Source organism: Brevibacillus nitrificans (assembly GCF_003710965.1).
Lineage (GTDB): Bacteria > Bacillota > Bacilli > Brevibacillales > Brevibacillaceae > Brevibacillus > Brevibacillus centrosporus.
The window spans coordinates 14,120-30,584 of record NZ_RHHU01000006.1 but is presented as its reverse complement, the minus strand read 5'-3'; the positions used below and the strand labels follow the sequence as shown (position 1 = coordinate 30,584).

Here is a 16,465-nt window from a genome sequence, read left to right as displayed (position 1 = left end):
TTCACCTTTTGGGAGGGTGGTTGGGATGAAGAGCGAAGAGCACTTTATGCAGATGCTGTTTGGTCTATCCGATTGGGAAACGAATCATGAACAGTCGATAAGCATCGAGGCATTGTCGGAAATTCTTTGCTGTACGCCGCGCAATGTGAAACTGATCCTCCGCAAATGGGAAAACGAGGGTCTGCTGCGCTGGAAGGCAGGAGTGGGGCGGGGCAACCATTCGACATTGACGATTCTGTGTGATACCGCTCATTTTTTCCGATCCTGCTTCAAGAGGCTGTTGTCGGAAGGGAAAATCAAAGAGGCGATCGAGCTCATTCAAAATAAAAAGCTGCCGCCAAGGATCAAACATTCCCTACAGGAAACGTGGGACAGTCAATTCGGGTTCGTTTCAGAAGAGGGGAAAACGGCGAATCTTGATGTCCTACGGATTCCTCGGTCGCGTGGTTTTTCCAGTCTCGATCCAGCCTTTGTGTCAGTGGCTGCCGAGAGTCATTTTCTTTATCAGATGTGTCACAGGCTGGTCTTCTATGATCAGGAGACACAGACCATCCTTCCCGAGCTGGCACATGCTTGGGAAAGCAATGAAGAACAGACGGCTTGGACCTTTTATTTGCGGAAAGGGGTGCGCTTTCATCACGGACGTATCCTGACAGGCAGAGATGTTGAATTCACTGTACAGCGTCTCATCGACCTGGACTCTCCCTATCGCTGGCAAGTCGATGACATAGAACGGATCGAGCATCAAAACGAAAGAATCGTTACCTTCCATTTACGTCAGCCAAACAGTTTTTTTCTCCACTTCATGGGTTCGATGGCGATGTCCGTCTTGCCGTATGATCTGCCCTTTTCAGAGAAAGCCGTAGTGGGAACAGGGCCGTTTCGGATGGCTGAGTACACCGATGAGCGACTTGTGCTAGAGGCGTTTGACGATTACTACAGAGAGCGGGCGCTGCTCGATCGCGTCGAGATCTGGATTGTGGCAGGAAGGCACTCCTCCAATCAGCTGTATCAGCTGCCGGAGCGGGAGATAAAGCCTGGGGCCGGGAACAAGGAGGAAGACCTCGTTTTTGAGGAAACGGGGTGTCATTATATCGCTTTTAATTTCCGCAGACCGGGTGTTCACCATGACTTTGCTTTTCGACAGGCGATGCAGATCGTGGTTGACCGCAATCAGCTGGTAGGAAAACTGGGAGAATACGCGTTTTCTAGTGCGGGGAGCTTTTTGCCAAAGAAGAGCAGAAGCATGTCGTTGCCATCATCTGATTTGAAGGAAGCCGCTTCTTGGCTGCGTCGCAGCACATACAAGGGAGAGACGCTCACGTTGTTTATCAGTGAGGGAAAATTGTTTGACGTAGTCGGGAAATGGATAAAACGCAGATGCAGTCAAATGGGGATCGAAATCAGGGTTGTCCCGGTGACAAAAGCAAATTACCTGTCTGATCTTATGGATCGTGAGGCAGATATGGTTATCATAGGAGAAGTCTTGCAAAGTGACGTTGAGCTCGGGCTGTTCGAATTGTACAAAAACAAGAGCACGATCGTCTACCGGTTTATGAATGACGAGATGCGAGAGGCGGTGGACAAGAAATTGTCTGCGGTGATGCGGATGTCGGATCGGGAAAAGCGGATGGAAGCTTTAATGGAAATCGAAGAAATCTTTCGTCAGGAGCTGTGGATTTTATTCATCTTTCATGTAAAACGGATTGACCGCTATGACCCGGCTTTGCAGGGGTTTGTCGCCAATTCATTTGGTTGGCTCGACTTCTCCAAGCTCTGGGTGAAGTCTTTCGTTACCCTTCTGTAACCCTTTCCTGCCGTTCTTTTCCTATCATAAAAGGAATTGCAGGTTAAAGGAGGCGTTACCGTTGCACAAAAGCGCAAAAACAGGTATTTCCGTATTGCTGGCGACTACGGTGTTGGCAAGTCCATTTGTCGTGGTGCCAAAAGCCGCTTATGCCCTAACTGTTGAAGATATTTCGGCAGATGATACGAGCGCAGATGAAGAAACTGAATATACGATTGAATTTGAAATCGACAAGGAACTGAAATCGGGTGACGAAATTTCCGTCAAGTTCCCTTCGGATTACACGGTTGATAAAAAGCTGAAAACATCCGACGTGTATTTGGAAGATGACGATGGCGATGAAGTCGAGATCGATGATGTTTCGGTCAGCGGCAACGTGGTGACGATCGAGCTGGATGAAAAGGTCAGCAAAGGCACCCTGCTCACACTGACAATCGACAACATTACCAATCCCGAGGACAAAGGAACCTACACGATCGGGGTAAAGACCTCGAAGGAAACCACCTATAAAAATGAGAAAATCACTATCGGCAAATCGTCAAGCAGCGGAAGCAGCAGTAGCAGCAAGTTTGACGTCGTCCAGAGCAGCAAGTCGGCTGAGGCTGACATCTCCTTGACGCTGGGCAAATTCAACCTTTCCTCCAAAGGGAAACTGAAAAAGGGAAAATACATTTATGTAGATTTCCCAACGAAGGATATGCTGCCAAAGAGCATCAGCAAATCCGACGTAAAAGTCAACGGAACCAAAGCCGAATATGTCAGCATCCTGGACAGTGACTCCATTCGCATCGAGATTCCGAGCGGAGCCGACGGAGATAGCTACATCAAGCTGGAGTTCAGCTCGTCCGCAGGCATCAAGAATCCGTCAGAGGCCGATGACGAATACACCTTTGAGATTGAGTACGACAGCAAAAAGTACACCTCCGAAGACATGGAAGTGACCGGGACAGCGAAGTCATCCTTTGATGTGGCCTTGTCTGATCGTGGTGCTGGAGCGCGATCCAGCTATTCCTTCGACATAGATCTTTCGACAAAGCTGTATTCCAATACGGATATTACGATTGAGTTCCCGAGTGCAGACATGGTACCGCCTGTGGTATCCGGCTACAGCGTAACGGTGAACGGGGATCAGGTCAATACCGTGAGTACAAGCAATGGCAAGGTTTCTTTCCGTACGCCTAGCGGATTTAAAAGCACGGACAGCCTGACCGTCAAATTTGCCTATGATGCGTATTTGACGAATCCCAAAACAGCAGGTACATACAGCCTGACTGCCAAGGTTGACAACAAGACGTACCGTTCCAAAAGCTTTGAAATTTCCGGTACCTCTGCGCCTGCTGCCGTGGACAATACGGCCGCTACTATCGGATTGACTCGTGCGACGGCGTCGACACCGACTGGCGTGCAGATTGCCATCAAAGGACTCGGGGCTCCTATCACACGTTCGCAAGGATTCTTTGAAATAGTCCTGCCTGCAGGCTTCAAAGTCCCTGCCTACATACCGGCGACGAGCGTGACGGTCAACGGTGCGGCTGCCAACTATGTCGGCGTACGGGGCCAAAACCTGATTATCGTTCCGTCCCAGGACATTCCTGCACAGACAGCCGTGACGGTCAATGTGCTGGAGGCAGGAGGCATTGTGAATCCGGCAACTACGGGGGTATACAGCATTGGTGTCTACACCTCGGAGGAAAAGGGTCTTCTGTTCGCTCGTCCTGCGACGATCGTGGCACTAAATGGCGTCAGCTTCAAGGCAAACGTCGCTTCGTTCACGAAGTCAGGAAAAGCGACAGCAATGACAGCGGCACCTTACATTGTGAACGGTAATACGCTGATGCCTGCTTCCTTCTTCCGCGATGGCTTGGGCATGTCCGTTACCTGGACAGCTACGACAGCCAAAGTGGTTAGCGGCAGTACCGTCATGCAGTTCAAGGTAGGCTCCAATGTGGCGACGATTAACGGACAAAATGTTACCCTGCCAACGGCTGTTCAGGTGAAGAGCAACATTCCAACCTTGCCGCTGCGTACGATTACCGACCGGACTGGCTACAAAATCATCTTTGTCAACGGCAACTACACCGTGTACAAATAAGAAGCAAGCTACCCTGCTAACCCCGCTCTCTAGCGGGGTTTTTGTTCTAAAAGGACATCCCCTCCCATACGATTGTACAAGAAGGGTACGTAAGGGAGGAGTTAGCATGATGGAGCACACGAAGCGGCCTCGCCATGAAGTCGTGATGATCAACAGGCGCTCTTTGGCGATTTCGGGTGTGAAGAACGTCGAAAGCTTTGACAGTGAGGAATTTCTCTTGGAGACAGAAGGCGGCTTTTTAACCATACGTGGACAAAATTTGCATATGAAAAATCTGAGTTTGGAAACCGGAGAAGTGGCGATCGAGGGTCTGGTGCATGAAATGGCCTATCTGGAGCAAGGGCAGGCCGGAGACCGGTCGAGAGGATTCTTCGGCAAGCTGTTCAAGTGAGTATCGCAACCCAGCTTCAGACGGTCCTGGCCATGTCCACGTGCGGTGCGCTTATGGGAATGGGATTTGATACGTATCATGTTTTTAAAGGAAAGAGCAGGCTGCCGTTGTGGATGGTGTTCATTTTTGACGTCCTCTTCTGGATCGGCAGCATGGGTGCTGTTTTCTTGATATTGGTGAAAGTAAACGACGGAATCATTCGGTTTCCCATCTTTTTTGGAATGATTTTTGGCGCCTGGGTGTATTTTGTAGTAGGTAGTAAGAAGTATATCCAATTTTTACACCGCGTGATAAAATTTTGTCAGTGGTTTTACCGTACGGTTTTACAGATCATTGACACCCTGGTTGTGCGTCCTATCCTGTTTTTTTACCGAGTGATCCTGATGGTGCTGGCATTTTTGTATTCCGTGTTGCTCGCGATCCTCGGCTTTTTGTGGAAAGTGGCGCGTTTTGTCACTTCGCCCTTTGCCAGATGGGGTCAACATTTGGGGAAAAAAATGTTCGGCAAAACAAAAGGAATTTGGACCAATGGGAAGAATTGGTTTCACTCAAAGAGAAAGCGGGATTAAACATCCGAGGTGGCCTAATGATGAAAGAAGCAGCATCCCCTACAACCAATCGAAGAGGGCAAAAGCGGAGAATGCGGCTGTTTTTCTTTTTCATTCTTTGCTTTTTCGTCTGGACTGGCTATACCTTTTATTTGCAGAGCGGGGTTCTGGCCCAGAAAGAGACTGAGCTGGAAGCATTGAAGCAGGAGTCCGCCGTTTTGCTGCAGCAGCAAGAGGAGCTGACCTACGAAGCGAGTCGTCTGAATGACCAGGAGTATTTGGCAGAGCTGGCGAGAAAGCGGATTTACTATACCAAGCCTGGCGAGAGCATTTATGTGATTCCGGAGGAGTAGCGTTTGACTGATCTTCAAGCAGGGGGAGGCTTTCCACGTTCATGGGAGTCGAGATCGGGAGCAAACTTGAAGGAAAAGTGACAGGTATCACGAAATTTGGTGCGTTTGTGGAGCTGCCAGGAAATGTGACCGGTCTTGTGCATATCAGTGAGATCGCAGACACGTTTGTCAAAGATATTCATGATTTCCTGAAAATCGGGGATGTCGTAACGGTGAAGGTCTTGAATATCCGCGAGGGCAAAATCGGATTGTCGATAAAAAAGGCGTTGGAAAAGGAACGACCACCTCGCCATCAGCGTGAACGTGGGGAAGGCTTTGAAGATAAACTGAATCGATTTTTGAAAGAAAGCGAAGACCGCCAGTCCCCCTTAAAGAAAAATGGGGACAAGAAGGGCCGCGGTCGACAACATTAATTCGGAAAATTTTGACTTTTCTTTCTTTGGAGTTTGCGCATTTTGACTACAAAACCAGGAAGGCATTTTGTAAATCATGCCGAATACGTATCGTAAGCCCGTTTCGCAAAGCGCGAATCACCTGTCAGCCGACGTTATCCGCCATAACGTCGGTTTTTTTTGTGCAAAAAGAAGGGAAGGTAAGAAGCTTGCCCTTGCAAAGGCGCTGGAGGTTCGTTAGTAGCCTGGCGTGGCCAAGTTGCCCCTTCTGCATAAAGCACGGGCTCATGTCCAAACGTGTCAATGAATTTGTCGGACGATTCTGGGAATATCCATTGGTTTTTTGACAAATTTTACAATACCGCCTCCGTATAATTGAGAAACACATTGAACAAGAACGGGGTGGTGTTGACATGATCGCAAATAAAAATGTTACGAGTACCGGCCAGGTATGGACGCGTCAAGTATCTGAGCAAATGGATACAGCCGCGATGACCTGGGGAGAAAAAATAGCGGATGCAGCCTATCGGTGGAACGTGCTGCCCTTGTTAATGGGTTTTTTGTTAGGAAGGGCTCTCATCTTGGAAGAGCTGACTCCTTTTGTGATCCCCTACTTCATCGTCATGTTTTATCTGCGAAGAGATTGTATCATTACGACCGGCTTCGCTTTGATATTAGGAGCCTTTACCCAAACGGTGCCGCTCGGGCTGCAGACGGTTCTCAGTATTGTACTGGCATTCGCCGCGTGCAAGATCAGCCAGCGAATGCGCAGGAAGGATTTTTCCCGAACGCCACTGCTCGTCATGACGACGATCTTTGTCAGCCACCTGCTGTACCATGCGCTGACCAATCAGGTAAATACTTACGAGCTGGTTATGGTCGCAGTCGAAGCTGTTTTGGGGTTTGTGCTGACACTCATCTTTATTCAATCGCTCTCGATCGTTCATCTGGCCAAGCCTTACGAGCCCTTGAAAAACGAAGAGATCGTCTCTCTGGTCATTTTGTTAGCCTCGCTGATGACTGGCACGGTGGACTGGATGGTTGAAGGCATTTCCATGGAGCACGTGCTGTCCCGGTATTTGCTGCTGTTGTTCGCCTTTGTAGGTGGAGGGACCGTGGGTGCTGCAGTCGGGGTCGTTACGGGCCTGATCCTCAGTCTGGCAAATGTCAGTGCCCTTTTGCAAATCAATCTGCTCGCCTTCTCTGGGTTGTTGGCAGGCTTGCTAAAAGAGGGGGGGAAAGTCGGTGTCTCGGCAGGCTTGCTCATTGGGACAGCAATCCTGGCGATCTACGGTGGTGCGGAGGAAACCTTGTATTTATCCCTCGTAGAATCTGCAATTGCCATTACTCTGTTTATCCTGACACCGGCTGTGCTGTGGAAGAAGGTCGCGAGATTCATCCCGGGCACGATGGAAAATCTACAGTCTCATCAAGAGTACATGCGCCGGGTACGGGATGTGACGGCGGGCAAGATCCAGCAGTTTTCCGAGCTGTTCACGCAGCTGTCTCGCAGCTTCGCCCAGACGGCGGACCCTGAGGAAGTCGAGGAGCAGGCAGACGCCTTTCTCAGCCGTGTCACGGAATTTACCTGCCAAAAGTGCTGGAAGAAGGAACAATGCTGGGAAAAGGATATGCAGTCGACCTATCAGGGCATGAGATGGCTCATGGAAAAGGTGCAGGAGAACGGAACGCTCGCAGGCGTTACACCACCAAAGGAGTGGGAGCGGAAATGCGTCAAGACCGAAAAAGTGATGACGATCATGGAGCAGGAATTTGAGCGGCAGGAATCCTTTGAACAGCTGAAAAAGCAGGTAAAGGAAAGCCGCAAGCTGGTAGCCGATCAGCTCTCTGGCGTGTCACGAGTTATGAGTGATTTTGCTCGGGAGATTCAGCGGGAAGGGATGGAGCTGAGCTTTCAGGAGAAACAAGTATCGCAGGCGTTGGAGGGACTGGGCCTTTCCGTGCGCCGCGTAGATATACACAGTCTGGAGGAAGGAAGAGTCGATATCGAGATCAGTCAGCCTACCTGCTACGGGCGCGATGAATGCGCCAAAATCGTGGCTCCCATGCTGACGGAAATCCTGGGGGAAAACATCGTTGTCAGAGAAAGGCACTGCGAAGCCCAAAAAGACGGCTCATGCACGATGTGCCTCGCATCCGCCAAAACCTTCGAGATCGATATCGGCGTAGCGGGTGCAGCCAAGGACGGCAAGCTTTTATCAGGGGATAGCTTCCGCACGATGGATCTGGGAAATGGGAAAATGGCATTGGCGATCAGCGATGGCATGGGCAACGGAGAACGTGCTTCCATAGAGAGCCAGTCTGCACTCGACATGCTCCAACAGCTGCTGCGCTCCGGCATGGACGAGAAAATCTCGATCAAAACAGTCAATTCGGTGTTAGCGCTGCGCTCTACCGACGAGATGTTTGCTACCGTTGATTTGGCGCTGATTGATCTGCAGACGGCGAATACCCGCTTTGTGAAAATCGGTTCGACCCCCAGCTTTGTGAAACGAAACGCCGATGTCATCACGATCACAGCTAATAATTTGCCGGTGGGAATCCTAGATGAGATCGAGGTGGATGTCGTATCCCGTTCCCTCAAGCCCGGAGATTTGCTGATCATGATGTCAGACGGAATTTACGAAGCGCCAAGGCATATTGAAAATCGCCAAGCTTGGATGAAGCGAATCATCAGTGAGCTGGAAACGGACGACCCGCAGGAAGTAGCTGATCTGTTGCTTGAAAAGGTCATTCGTCAGCACTCGGGACAGATCGTCGATGACATGACGGTTCTGGTCGCGCGAATAGACCGGTTTGTACCCCAGTGGTCGGCCATTCAGGTACACGGCATGCAGAAGCTGGAGCGGCCTCGGATTGTGAGTTAGCGAGTATGTTTTTTCGGCTCCCCGTCGATACTGTTGCTAAAAAGCAGAATGGGGAGATAATTTGTGAAAGAAGCGACACTTCGGCAAATTTTGGTTGTGACCGACGGATGCTCGAATACCGGGATGAGCCCGGTGGCAGCAGCAGCTCTTGCGAGAGAACAAGGGATTACGGTGAACGTGATCGGTGTGATTGAAAAAAGCGAACTGGGTGAAAAGGGCGAGATGGAGATCCGCGAGATTGCAGAAGCAGGAGGTGGCCTTTGCGATATTGTCTACCCGCAGCAACTGGCGCAAACCGTGCAAATGCTCACGCGCAAAGCGATGACGCGTACGATTCACCAAGTAGTCAATAAAGAATTGAAAGAGATTTTGGGCGATTCCGGTATAGAAGAGCTGGAGCCTCAAAAACGAGTGCAGGTAGCCGGCATGGTGGACGAGCTGGGAGAGAAGAGCAGCCTGAATGTCGTCATGCTAGTGGATACCTCAGGGAGTATGAAGCCAAAGCTGTCTGCGGTGCAGCAGGCCATACATGACTTCAGTATCAGCTTGCACTCACGTAGTGGTCAGAGTCGGATGGCCGTTTGTTCATTTCCTGGGAAACAAAAGTACCTGGATGTGCGCATTCCATGGACGGAAAAAGTCGAACAGGCTCATCAGATCAGCAGTGATTTGGCGATGAGCGGGATTACGCCTACGGGTCCGGCTATTGTAGAGGCGATCGCCTTGTTCGAGCATGTGAAGCTCCCGCGCTCTCTATCCGAGCGATATGCCGACATGGAGTCGGACGATAACGAAGATGGAAGCCTGCGTGACCATGTCTTTTAATCAAGCGCCCCACATTCCCAGCTTGCCGCGTCAGTTTCAGGGCAAATGGAATAAAAAATCGTACCACGTCTTAAGGGAGTTGGGGCGTGGAGCGAACGGCGCCGTTTATTTGACTACTCAGGGCGGCGTCAAACGGGCGGTCAAGGTCGGGGCAGAAGGCATGGATATTTTAATGGAAGTCAATGTGCTGAAAAGCGTGCAGCAGGGGCGGGATTCCCAAGTGGGACCGCTCCTGTGTGATGTGGACGATCTGGTGATTGATGGCAAGCCATGCACGTTTTACGCGATGGAATACTTGGAGGGGGAGCAGCTGGACCGATATATCAGGCAATCCGGAGTGGAATGGGTCGCTGTGATGATCGTCCAGCTGTTGGCTCGTCTCGATGTTTTGCACAAGCACGGTTGGGTGTTTGGAGATCTGAAGCCGGAAAATGTGATGGTGACGAAATCGAGCAAGCAGGTCCGTCTCATTGATTTTGGGGGAGTAACCAAGCAGGGCAATGCGGTTCGGCAGTTCACCGAGGAGTACGACCGGGCGTACTGGCATGCGGGAGACAGAAAGGCGGAAATCAGCTACGACCTGTTTTCTGCGGCAGTCATGATGGTGCGCCTCGCTGTCGATCCGCAAACGTGGAAAAGCAGTCACAGTGAATCGCGGCATACGGTATGGCTCTGTGATATAATACGGAAAAGTGACGGCCTGTACCCCTATCGAGTGCCACTCCTGAAAGCCTTTCACGGGAAGTACTCGACAGCAGGGGAAATGAGAGCAGAGATGCTGGAGATTTTAAAAGATCTCACAGTTGCCGCCCCGCAAAAGCAGAAGCACATACAGAAGCAAAAGCGGACATCTGGGGCAGGAGGAATGGGGATTAGCGGTCTGTTTGTCGCGTCCTTGTTGCTTTTGGCTGGCACACTTTATTACGCTTGGTTCATGTGAGTTTGCAGGAACAAGGCAATATAGAGGTTTAGATAAGGATGTGACGGTCTTGTCCTCAGATTTGGTGATGGATACCTGTCTTTTGGCAGGCGCGATAATTTTAAAAAACGGGGGAGAGACCTACCGTACGGAAGAGACGATGGCGCGGATTGCGCAAGCAGCAGGGATGGATGACGTCAACAGCTCTGCGACTCCGACGAGTATTATTCTCTCCTTTCGATGCAAAGGTCTGGACCATACGCGCATGGTGCGTACGCCGTCCCGGACAACCAACCTGAACAAGATTACGCTGGTCAACGATGTTTCCCGTCGCTTTGTGAGTGGAGGCATGACTTTGGAGCAGGCGTATTTGACATTGTGTGAGATCGATCAAAAGAAACCGCTGTACCCGAAGTGGATGCAGCATTTGGCGGCCGCTACTGCCAGCGGCTCTTTTGCCATGCTCGCAGGAGGCACCTGGTACGATCTCGCTCCGTCAGCCCTGGCTGGGTTGACGGTCAATCTCAGCCTGGAATATTTGGAACAGTTTGTTCGAATGAAATTTTTTACCGAGTTTTCGGCAGCTTTACTAGGTGGCTTGTTTGCCTTGTTGGCTGTGACTGTCTTCCCTGAGCTGCACATTAGCATCATCATTATTGGGGCGATGCTGCCGATGTTTCCGGGGATCGCGATTACCAACTCGCTGCGTGATTTGATGGCGGGCGATCTGGTGGCAGGTGTTTCACGTGGAGTAGAGGCCATGCTGACCGCTATTTCTGTTGCCGTGGCTACAGCAATTATTCTCTGGTTTATGAGGTGATCAGATGTTGTTGAAAGGATTGGCGCTCAGCTTCATTTCGTCCATGGCTTGGTGTGTTTTGTTCAATGTGCCGGTTCGGACGATTTTGGCTGGAGGCATCGCCGGCATGGTCGGGTTTCTCGTCTATTCGTTCTTGCCGCTCCTAAATGCGGAAGTTCTGCTCTCGACCTTTGTATCTGCCGCGATTGTTTCCTTGCTCAGCCAAGTGATGTCGATATTTTTGCGCGTGCCTTCTACTAATTTCAGCGTCGCCGGCATTATTCCATTGGTTCCAGGGTCTTTAGCGTACAAGTCCATGCTTGCGTTTGTGAATAACGACTACGTAGAGGGCATAACGTTGGCTACGAAGACTTTAATGGTAGCGGGAGCTATTGCTTCCGGGCTGATTTTTGGAATTTCCGTGGTCACCATCGTGAAAGGAGCCCGTTATGCTGGCAAGCGTGCACAGTGAAATTTTGCGAGAGAAGCTCCTGCTGCCTGGGGAGACCCTCGTCGTGGGTGTTTCCGGAGGGAATGATTCCTCCGCTCTCTTGCATATCTTGGTGGCTCTCAATAAAAACTATCACTACGGGTGGAAGCTTCACGCTGTTCATCTGAACCACTGTTTTCGCGGGGAAGAGGCACGGCAGGACGCTGCTTACGCCCAGGAGCTTTGCGGGAAGCTTGGCGTCACGTTCCACCTGTTTGAATTCGACGTGCCCGCCTACATGGAGCAGACAGGGATGGGGGGACAAGAGGCCAGCAGAGAAATTCGTTACGGCTTTTACCGGCAAGTAGCAAAAGAGCAAGGAGCGACCAAGCTGGTACTCGCTCATCATGCCGATGATCAGGTTGAGACGATTTTGTTCCGGTTTGTGCGGGGGACGAGAATGCAGGGTTTGTCCGGAATGCCGAAAAGGCGCTGGTTGGAAGAGGGAAGCATCGAGCTGGTACGCCCTCTTTTGCATGTGACTCGCAAGGAACTGGAGAGCTACTGTGAGGAGAACGGGCTGCATCCACGCGAGGACAGCAGCAACCGCTCCCGCAAGTACAAACGAAATCTGCTGCGGCTCGAAGTCATGCCGCTGCTGGCCGAGGTCAACGAGCGTTATCGCGAACATATTCTCGAGGCGGCAGAGGCGATCCACCAAGACCATGCGTTTTTGGAGAGACTCGCGATTGAGCAACTGGAAAAGGTCCTGATCGTACGAAAACCAGACGAGATTGTGATTGACAATGAACCGTTTCAAAACTGTGACGTTGCTTTACAAAGGAGAATGATTACTCTAATATTAGATTATGTCTCTAAACAAACTGAGTGGTCTTCTCAGCATGTCGAGGCAGTGTTGCACATGTCAGGTGGTAGCCGTCCTTCTGCTGAACTGCATTTGCCTGGACAGCTGGTCGTGAGCCGGGTGTACGGTCGAATTCATTTTTGTCCAAAAGGACGAGAAGAACGCATACATATGTATTGTTATGAGCTCCCTGTTCCAGGAAAGGTGTGGATCGCAGAGAGCGAGGTTTGGGTACATACGAATTATCTGGAACGCCTTACGGATTGGGAGCGACTGCCGGAGAACGAAGCGGTTTTTGATGCCGATCGTTTGCCAGGGCCGCTGTTTTTGCGCAATCGAAGACCAGGTGACCGTCTCGCTTTATTTGGCTCAGGCTCTGAAAAGAAGCTGAAGGAATTGTTGATTGATACAAAAATTCCGAGAGCCTGGAGAGATCGGCTGCCGCTTTTGATCGCGGGAGATGAAGTGGTTTTGGTACCGGGTGTACGCCGTTCCGCCGCAGCGCCTGTAGATGAACGAACGAAGCGTTTCCTACATGTGCGAGTAGAGTTTGGAGAAGATTGGCGGGAGGTTTTTTCATGAATCAAGACATCGAGAAGATTTTGCTATCTGAGAGCGAAATTGCAGGCAAAATACAGGAATTGGGCAAGACTTTGGCTGCAGAATACCGGGATAAAAACCCTTTGGTGATCTGCGTGCTAAAAGGAGCCGTTGTTTTCATGGCGGATTTGATTCGTCATATGGATATTCCCTGCGAAATGGATTTCATGGCTGTCTCCAGCTACGGAAGCGGCACAGAGTCCACGGGCATGGTGAAAATCCTGAAGGACCTCGATTCCTCGGTGCAAAACCGTCACGTCCTGGTTGTTGAAGATATTATGGACAGCGGACTGACACTCAGCCGACTGGTAGAGCTTTTGCGCCATCGCGAAGCAGCTTCTGTCAAAGTAGTAACGCTGCTCAACAAACCCGAGCGTCGCAAGGTGGACATTTCACCGGATTACAGCGGCTTTGACATTCCGGACGAATTCGTTGTCGGATTTGGACTGGACTATGCGGAGCACTACCGTAATCTGCCGTACATTGGGGTATTGAAGCCTGAGGTCTACACAAAGTAGGTTTGTTGTGGAGACCCTGCTTAATATGATAAAATGTCAAAAGTGTCTGTTCGTGAGAGGAGGTAAGGAATGAATCGCTTTTTTCGTAATACCGGGTTCTACCTACTGATTTTTCTTGTCACGGTCGGGATCGTGAATTTCATCCTCTCCGGTACTGATAAGGTTGGGAAACTTACATATCAGGATTTCCGGGTACAGTTGCAAGCCGATAACATCACAGAGATGGCTATTCGCCCTGAGAATGGTACATACAGAGTGGATGGTACATTGGCTAAAGCAATTCCGGGACAGGAAAGCAACAAATTCTTCACCAACGTTCCACTGTATGATTCCAACATTATCTCTTTGGTAGAGCAGAAGATTGATGAACAAAAAGTGAAAAAGGTAGAGGTGCATCCGGCGGAGGGCAACAGCATCTGGCTCACGTTCTTGACCTCGATCATTCCATTTGTGATCATCTTCATCTTGTTTTTCTTCCTTCTGAACAATGCGCAAGGTGGCGGCAGCCGAGTCATGAACTTCGGGAAAAGCCGTGCCAAGCTGTACAACGAAGAGAAGAAGCGCGTTACGTTTGACGACGTAGCTGGTGCAGACGAAGAGAAAGCGGAGCTGGAGGAAGTTGTAGAATTCCTGAAAGACCCGCGCAAATTTAATGCTGTTGGTGCCCGCATTCCGAAAGGCGTACTGCTCGTAGGTCCTCCGGGTACAGGTAAAACCTTGCTTGCTCGTGCAGTTGCAGGTGAGGCTGGCGTTCCGTTCTTCAGCATCTCTGGTTCTGACTTCGTAGAGATGTTCGTCGGGGTCGGTGCATCCCGCGTGCGTGACTTGTTTGAAAATGCTAAGAAAAATGCGCCTTGCATTATCTTTATTGATGAGATTGACGCTGTAGGTCGTCAACGCGGAGCTGGACTCGGCGGCGGCCACGACGAGCGTGAGCAAACTCTCAACCAGTTGCTCGTAGAAATGGACGGCTTCGGTGGAAACGAAGGCATCATCATGGTGGCTGCGACCAACCGACCAGACATTCTCGACCCGGCATTGCTTCGTCCGGGACGCTTTGACCGTCAAATTACAGTGGATCGCCCTGACATCAAAGGCCGCGAAGCCGTACTCAAAGTACATGCTCGCAACAAGCCGCTGGGTGAGGACGTCAAACTGGATGTGATTGCTCGCGGTACATCGGGCTTCACCGGTGCGGATCTGGAGAACCTGCTGAATGAAGCAGCCCTTCTCACTGCCCGTAAAAACAAAAAGCAAATCAACATGGTGGAAGTGGACGAAGCCATCGACCGCGTCATTGCTGGTCCTGCCAAAAAGTCCCGTGTTGTCAGCGAAGACGAAAGACGTCTGGTTGCTTTCCACGAAGCTGGTCATACAATCATCGGCTATCATTTGAGAAATGCCGAAATGGTACATAAGGTTACGATCATCCCACGTGGTCAGGCTGGCGGATACACGGTCATGCTGCCAAAAGAAGACCGTTTCTTTGCCACCAAGACAGACTTGCTCGACAAGATCGTCGGACTTTTGGGTGGTCGTGTCGCAGAAGAATTGGTGCTCGGGGATATCAGTACCGGTGCACACAATGACTTCCAACGTGCAACAGCCATTGCTCGCAGCATGATTACCGAATACGGGATGAGCCGTCTGGGGCCAATGCAATTTGGCAGAAGCCAGGGACAGGTATTCCTGGGTCGTGATTATGGCAACGAGCGCAACTACTCTGATCAGATTGCTTACGAGATCGATCAGGAGATGCAAAACATCATCAACGAATGCTACGCAAAATGTACGGACTTGTTGACCAAGCACCGTGACCAGCTCGATCTGATTGCACACACTTTGCTGCGTGTCGAGACTCTCGATGCGGATCAAATCAGACAGCTGATTGAGACAGGCAAAATGGAAAACGATCCACTGACAAATAGCGATGTGGTCGTGAACATTCAACCAAAACAAGACGAAACAAACGAAGAACCGAAACAATAAGAGGCGCCTCAGGTGCCTCTTTTCGTCATAAAAGGGAAAAGCGGCACTTTGCTCAGCATAAAGAAGCATAATCAACCGAATCAGTGGAGGGGAGAAATGATGCTACTTACACCGGGGATGGCAGCATTTGATATGGATGGTACATTGTTGAATGAGGCATCACAAATGTCCAAGGGAAACAGAGAAGCACTGTTCAAGCTGCAGGAAACAGGCTGCAAGCTGGTACTATCGACAGGAAGAATGTTTGGTTCCGCACAGATTCCGATTGATTCGTTTCCCTTCGACGGTTATGTTTGCAGCAATGGGGCGGCCCTTTACGAAAAGGATGGTACACTGATCCGCCGCTATTCCTTGGCAAAAGAGATGGTCATCGGAGCAATCCATGCACTCAGACAAGATTCGGAGCCGGTTTACTACGAAATGCACGATACAAACAGCAATCGCTGGATGGTGCAGGAGGATCGGGATCGTCTGGAACCAATCATCGAGCAGGGCACATCGTTAGAGGGAGTTTCTATGCGGCGCTTTGCCTTGTATAGGCTTGCAAAAGTGGCTCCTCTGGAGGAAATGCTGAAAAATATTGAGACGGGTGAAGCTGAGATCGTGAAGTTTTTCATTTGGGAAAGCGATGCAAAGCGCTTGAAGTGGATCGCCGATCAGTTTGCACCCTGGAAAAGTCAGATTTCCATTACTTCATCCGGAAGTACCAACATCGAGATCAATTCACACGGCGTTTCCAAATGGGAAGGACTGCAGCATTTTTGCCAGCTGTGGGGGATAGCGCCAGAGAAAGTGATGGCTTTTGGCGATGCGGAAAATGATCGGGAGGCGCTGACCGAGGCTGGCTACTCGGTGGCGATGGAGAATGCCTCGTCCAAAATCAAGGAGATCGCCAAATTTGTTGCGCCACACCACAATGAGGATGGCGTGGCCCAATTTATTTGGAAGCATGTCCTTGGTGAGACGCCTTCACGATAAAGGATAAAAGCTGGGTAAAGCTTGCACGAGAAGAAACCGTTCGTACGCGAACGGTTTTTTTTTGTCTGTTA

The 16,465-nt window shown here is 50.5% G+C and carries 15 protein-coding genes; all 15 read left to right on the top strand.

Annotation, left to right across the window (positions count from 1 at the left end; genetic code table 11):
• The first annotated feature begins 25 nt into the window (after positions 1 to 25).
• The 15 genes from EDM59_RS12025 to EDM59_RS11955 all read left to right on the top strand — a co-directional run bounded on the left by EDM59_RS12025 (position 26) and on the right by EDM59_RS11955 (position 16,394).
• Positions 26 to 1,807 (top strand): SgrR family transcriptional regulator, encoded by a 1,782-nt coding sequence (locus EDM59_RS12025; RefSeq protein WP_122923834.1) that lies wholly within the window; start codon positions 26 to 28, stop codon positions 1,805 to 1,807.
• Between the two features lie 61 nt (positions 1,808 to 1,868).
• Positions 1,869 to 3,899, top strand: coding sequence for a copper amine oxidase N-terminal domain-containing protein (locus tag EDM59_RS12020; protein WP_122923833.1), 2,031 nt, complete (start codon positions 1,869 to 1,871; stop codon positions 3,897 to 3,899).
• Between the two features lie 106 nt (positions 3,900 to 4,005).
• Positions 4,006 to 4,290 (top strand): sporulation protein YabP, encoded by a 285-nt coding sequence (yabP, locus tag EDM59_RS12015; RefSeq protein WP_092274989.1) that lies wholly within the window; start codon positions 4,006 to 4,008, stop codon positions 4,288 to 4,290.
• Positions 4,287 to 4,859: a spore cortex biosynthesis protein YabQ gene (gene yabQ, locus EDM59_RS12010; protein WP_122923832.1), complete on the top strand. Its 573-nt coding sequence runs from the start codon at positions 4,287 to 4,289 to the stop codon at positions 4,857 to 4,859. Before yabP ends, yabQ begins: the two co-directional genes overlap by 4 nt.
• A gap of 20 nt (positions 4,860 to 4,879) precedes the next feature.
• Positions 4,880 to 5,191 carry an FtsB family cell division protein gene (locus EDM59_RS12005; RefSeq protein ID WP_092274995.1) on the top strand — a complete coding sequence of 104 codons (312 nt, stop codon included), beginning with the start codon at positions 4,880 to 4,882 and terminating at the stop codon, positions 5,189 to 5,191.
• Between the two features lie 41 nt (positions 5,192 to 5,232).
• Complete coding sequence (locus EDM59_RS12000) at positions 5,233 to 5,604, top strand: S1 RNA-binding domain-containing protein (RefSeq protein ID WP_092274998.1); 372 nt, start codon at positions 5,233 to 5,235, stop codon at positions 5,602 to 5,604.
• A 392-nt stretch (positions 5,605 to 5,996) separates the two neighbouring features.
• A complete protein-coding gene (gene spoIIE / locus EDM59_RS11995) occupies positions 5,997 to 8,471 on the top strand; it encodes a stage II sporulation protein E (protein WP_122923831.1) in 2,475 nt (824 codons plus the stop codon).
• A 63-nt stretch (positions 8,472 to 8,534) separates the two neighbouring features.
• Positions 8,535 to 9,296 carry a VWA domain-containing protein gene (locus EDM59_RS11990; protein ID WP_122923830.1) on the top strand — a complete coding sequence of 254 codons (762 nt, stop codon included), beginning with the start codon at positions 8,535 to 8,537 and terminating at the stop codon, positions 9,294 to 9,296.
• On the top strand, positions 9,286 to 10,236 hold the full coding sequence (locus EDM59_RS11985) for a serine/threonine protein kinase (RefSeq protein WP_122923829.1): 951 nt from the start codon (positions 9,286 to 9,288) through the stop codon (positions 10,234 to 10,236). The genes EDM59_RS11990 and EDM59_RS11985 overlap by 11 nt, the downstream gene beginning before the upstream one ends.
• Before the next feature lie 49 nt (positions 10,237 to 10,285).
• A complete protein-coding gene (locus EDM59_RS11980) occupies positions 10,286 to 11,035 on the top strand; it encodes a threonine/serine exporter family protein (RefSeq protein ID WP_122923828.1) in 750 nt (249 codons plus the stop codon).
• 4 nt (positions 11,036 to 11,039) lie between these two features.
• Positions 11,040 to 11,486: a threonine/serine exporter family protein gene (locus EDM59_RS11975; RefSeq protein ID WP_092275015.1), complete on the top strand. Its 447-nt coding sequence runs from the start codon at positions 11,040 to 11,042 to the stop codon at positions 11,484 to 11,486.
• Positions 11,464 to 12,891, top strand: a complete 1,428-nt coding sequence (gene tilS / locus EDM59_RS11970) for a tRNA lysidine(34) synthetase TilS (protein WP_122923827.1) — start codon at positions 11,464 to 11,466, stop codon at positions 12,889 to 12,891. Before EDM59_RS11975 ends, tilS begins: the two co-directional genes overlap by 23 nt.
• Positions 12,888 to 13,427 carry a hypoxanthine phosphoribosyltransferase gene (gene hpt / locus EDM59_RS11965; RefSeq protein ID WP_122923826.1) on the top strand — a complete coding sequence of 180 codons (540 nt, stop codon included), beginning with the start codon at positions 12,888 to 12,890 and terminating at the stop codon, positions 13,425 to 13,427. Before tilS ends, hpt begins: the two co-directional genes overlap by 4 nt.
• A 69-nt stretch (positions 13,428 to 13,496) precedes the next feature.
• Entirely contained in the window at positions 13,497 to 15,416 is a 1,920-nt protein-coding gene (gene ftsH, locus EDM59_RS11960) for an ATP-dependent zinc metalloprotease FtsH (protein WP_122923825.1), read from the top strand.
• Between the two features lie 99 nt (positions 15,417 to 15,515).
• Positions 15,516 to 16,394, top strand: coding sequence for an HAD family hydrolase (locus tag EDM59_RS11955; RefSeq protein WP_122923899.1), 879 nt, complete (start codon positions 15,516 to 15,518; stop codon positions 16,392 to 16,394).
• Positions 16,395 to 16,465: the final 71 nt, after the last annotated feature.

Excerpts from the sequence above, each read along its gene's own strand:
- EDM59_RS12025 (WP_122923834.1), top strand. The coding sequence starts at position 26 with ATGAAGAGCGAAGAGCACTTTATGCAGATGCTGTTTGGTCTATCCGAT.
- yabP (WP_092274989.1), top strand. The coding sequence starts at position 4,006 with ATGATGGAGCACACGAAGCGGCCTCGCCATGAAGTCGTGATGATCAAC.
- EDM59_RS12005 (WP_092274995.1), top strand. The coding sequence starts at position 4,880 with ATGAAAGAAGCAGCATCCCCTACAACCAATCGAAGAGGGCAAAAGCGG.
- EDM59_RS12000 (WP_092274998.1), top strand. The coding sequence starts at position 5,233 with ATGGGAGTCGAGATCGGGAGCAAACTTGAAGGAAAAGTGACAGGTATC.
- spoIIE (WP_122923831.1), top strand. The coding sequence starts at position 5,997 with ATGATCGCAAATAAAAATGTTACGAGTACCGGCCAGGTATGGACGCGT.
- EDM59_RS11985 (WP_122923829.1), top strand. The coding sequence starts at position 9,286 with ATGTCTTTTAATCAAGCGCCCCACATTCCCAGCTTGCCGCGTCAGTTT.
- EDM59_RS11975 (WP_092275015.1), top strand. The coding sequence starts at position 11,040 with ATGTTGTTGAAAGGATTGGCGCTCAGCTTCATTTCGTCCATGGCTTGG.
- tilS (WP_122923827.1), top strand. The coding sequence starts at position 11,464 with ATGCTGGCAAGCGTGCACAGTGAAATTTTGCGAGAGAAGCTCCTGCTG.
- hpt (WP_122923826.1), top strand. The coding sequence starts at position 12,888 with ATGAATCAAGACATCGAGAAGATTTTGCTATCTGAGAGCGAAATTGCA.
- ftsH (WP_122923825.1), top strand. The coding sequence starts at position 13,497 with ATGAATCGCTTTTTTCGTAATACCGGGTTCTACCTACTGATTTTTCTT.
- EDM59_RS11955 (WP_122923899.1), top strand. The coding sequence starts at position 15,516 with ATGCTACTTACACCGGGGATGGCAGCATTTGATATGGATGGTACATTG.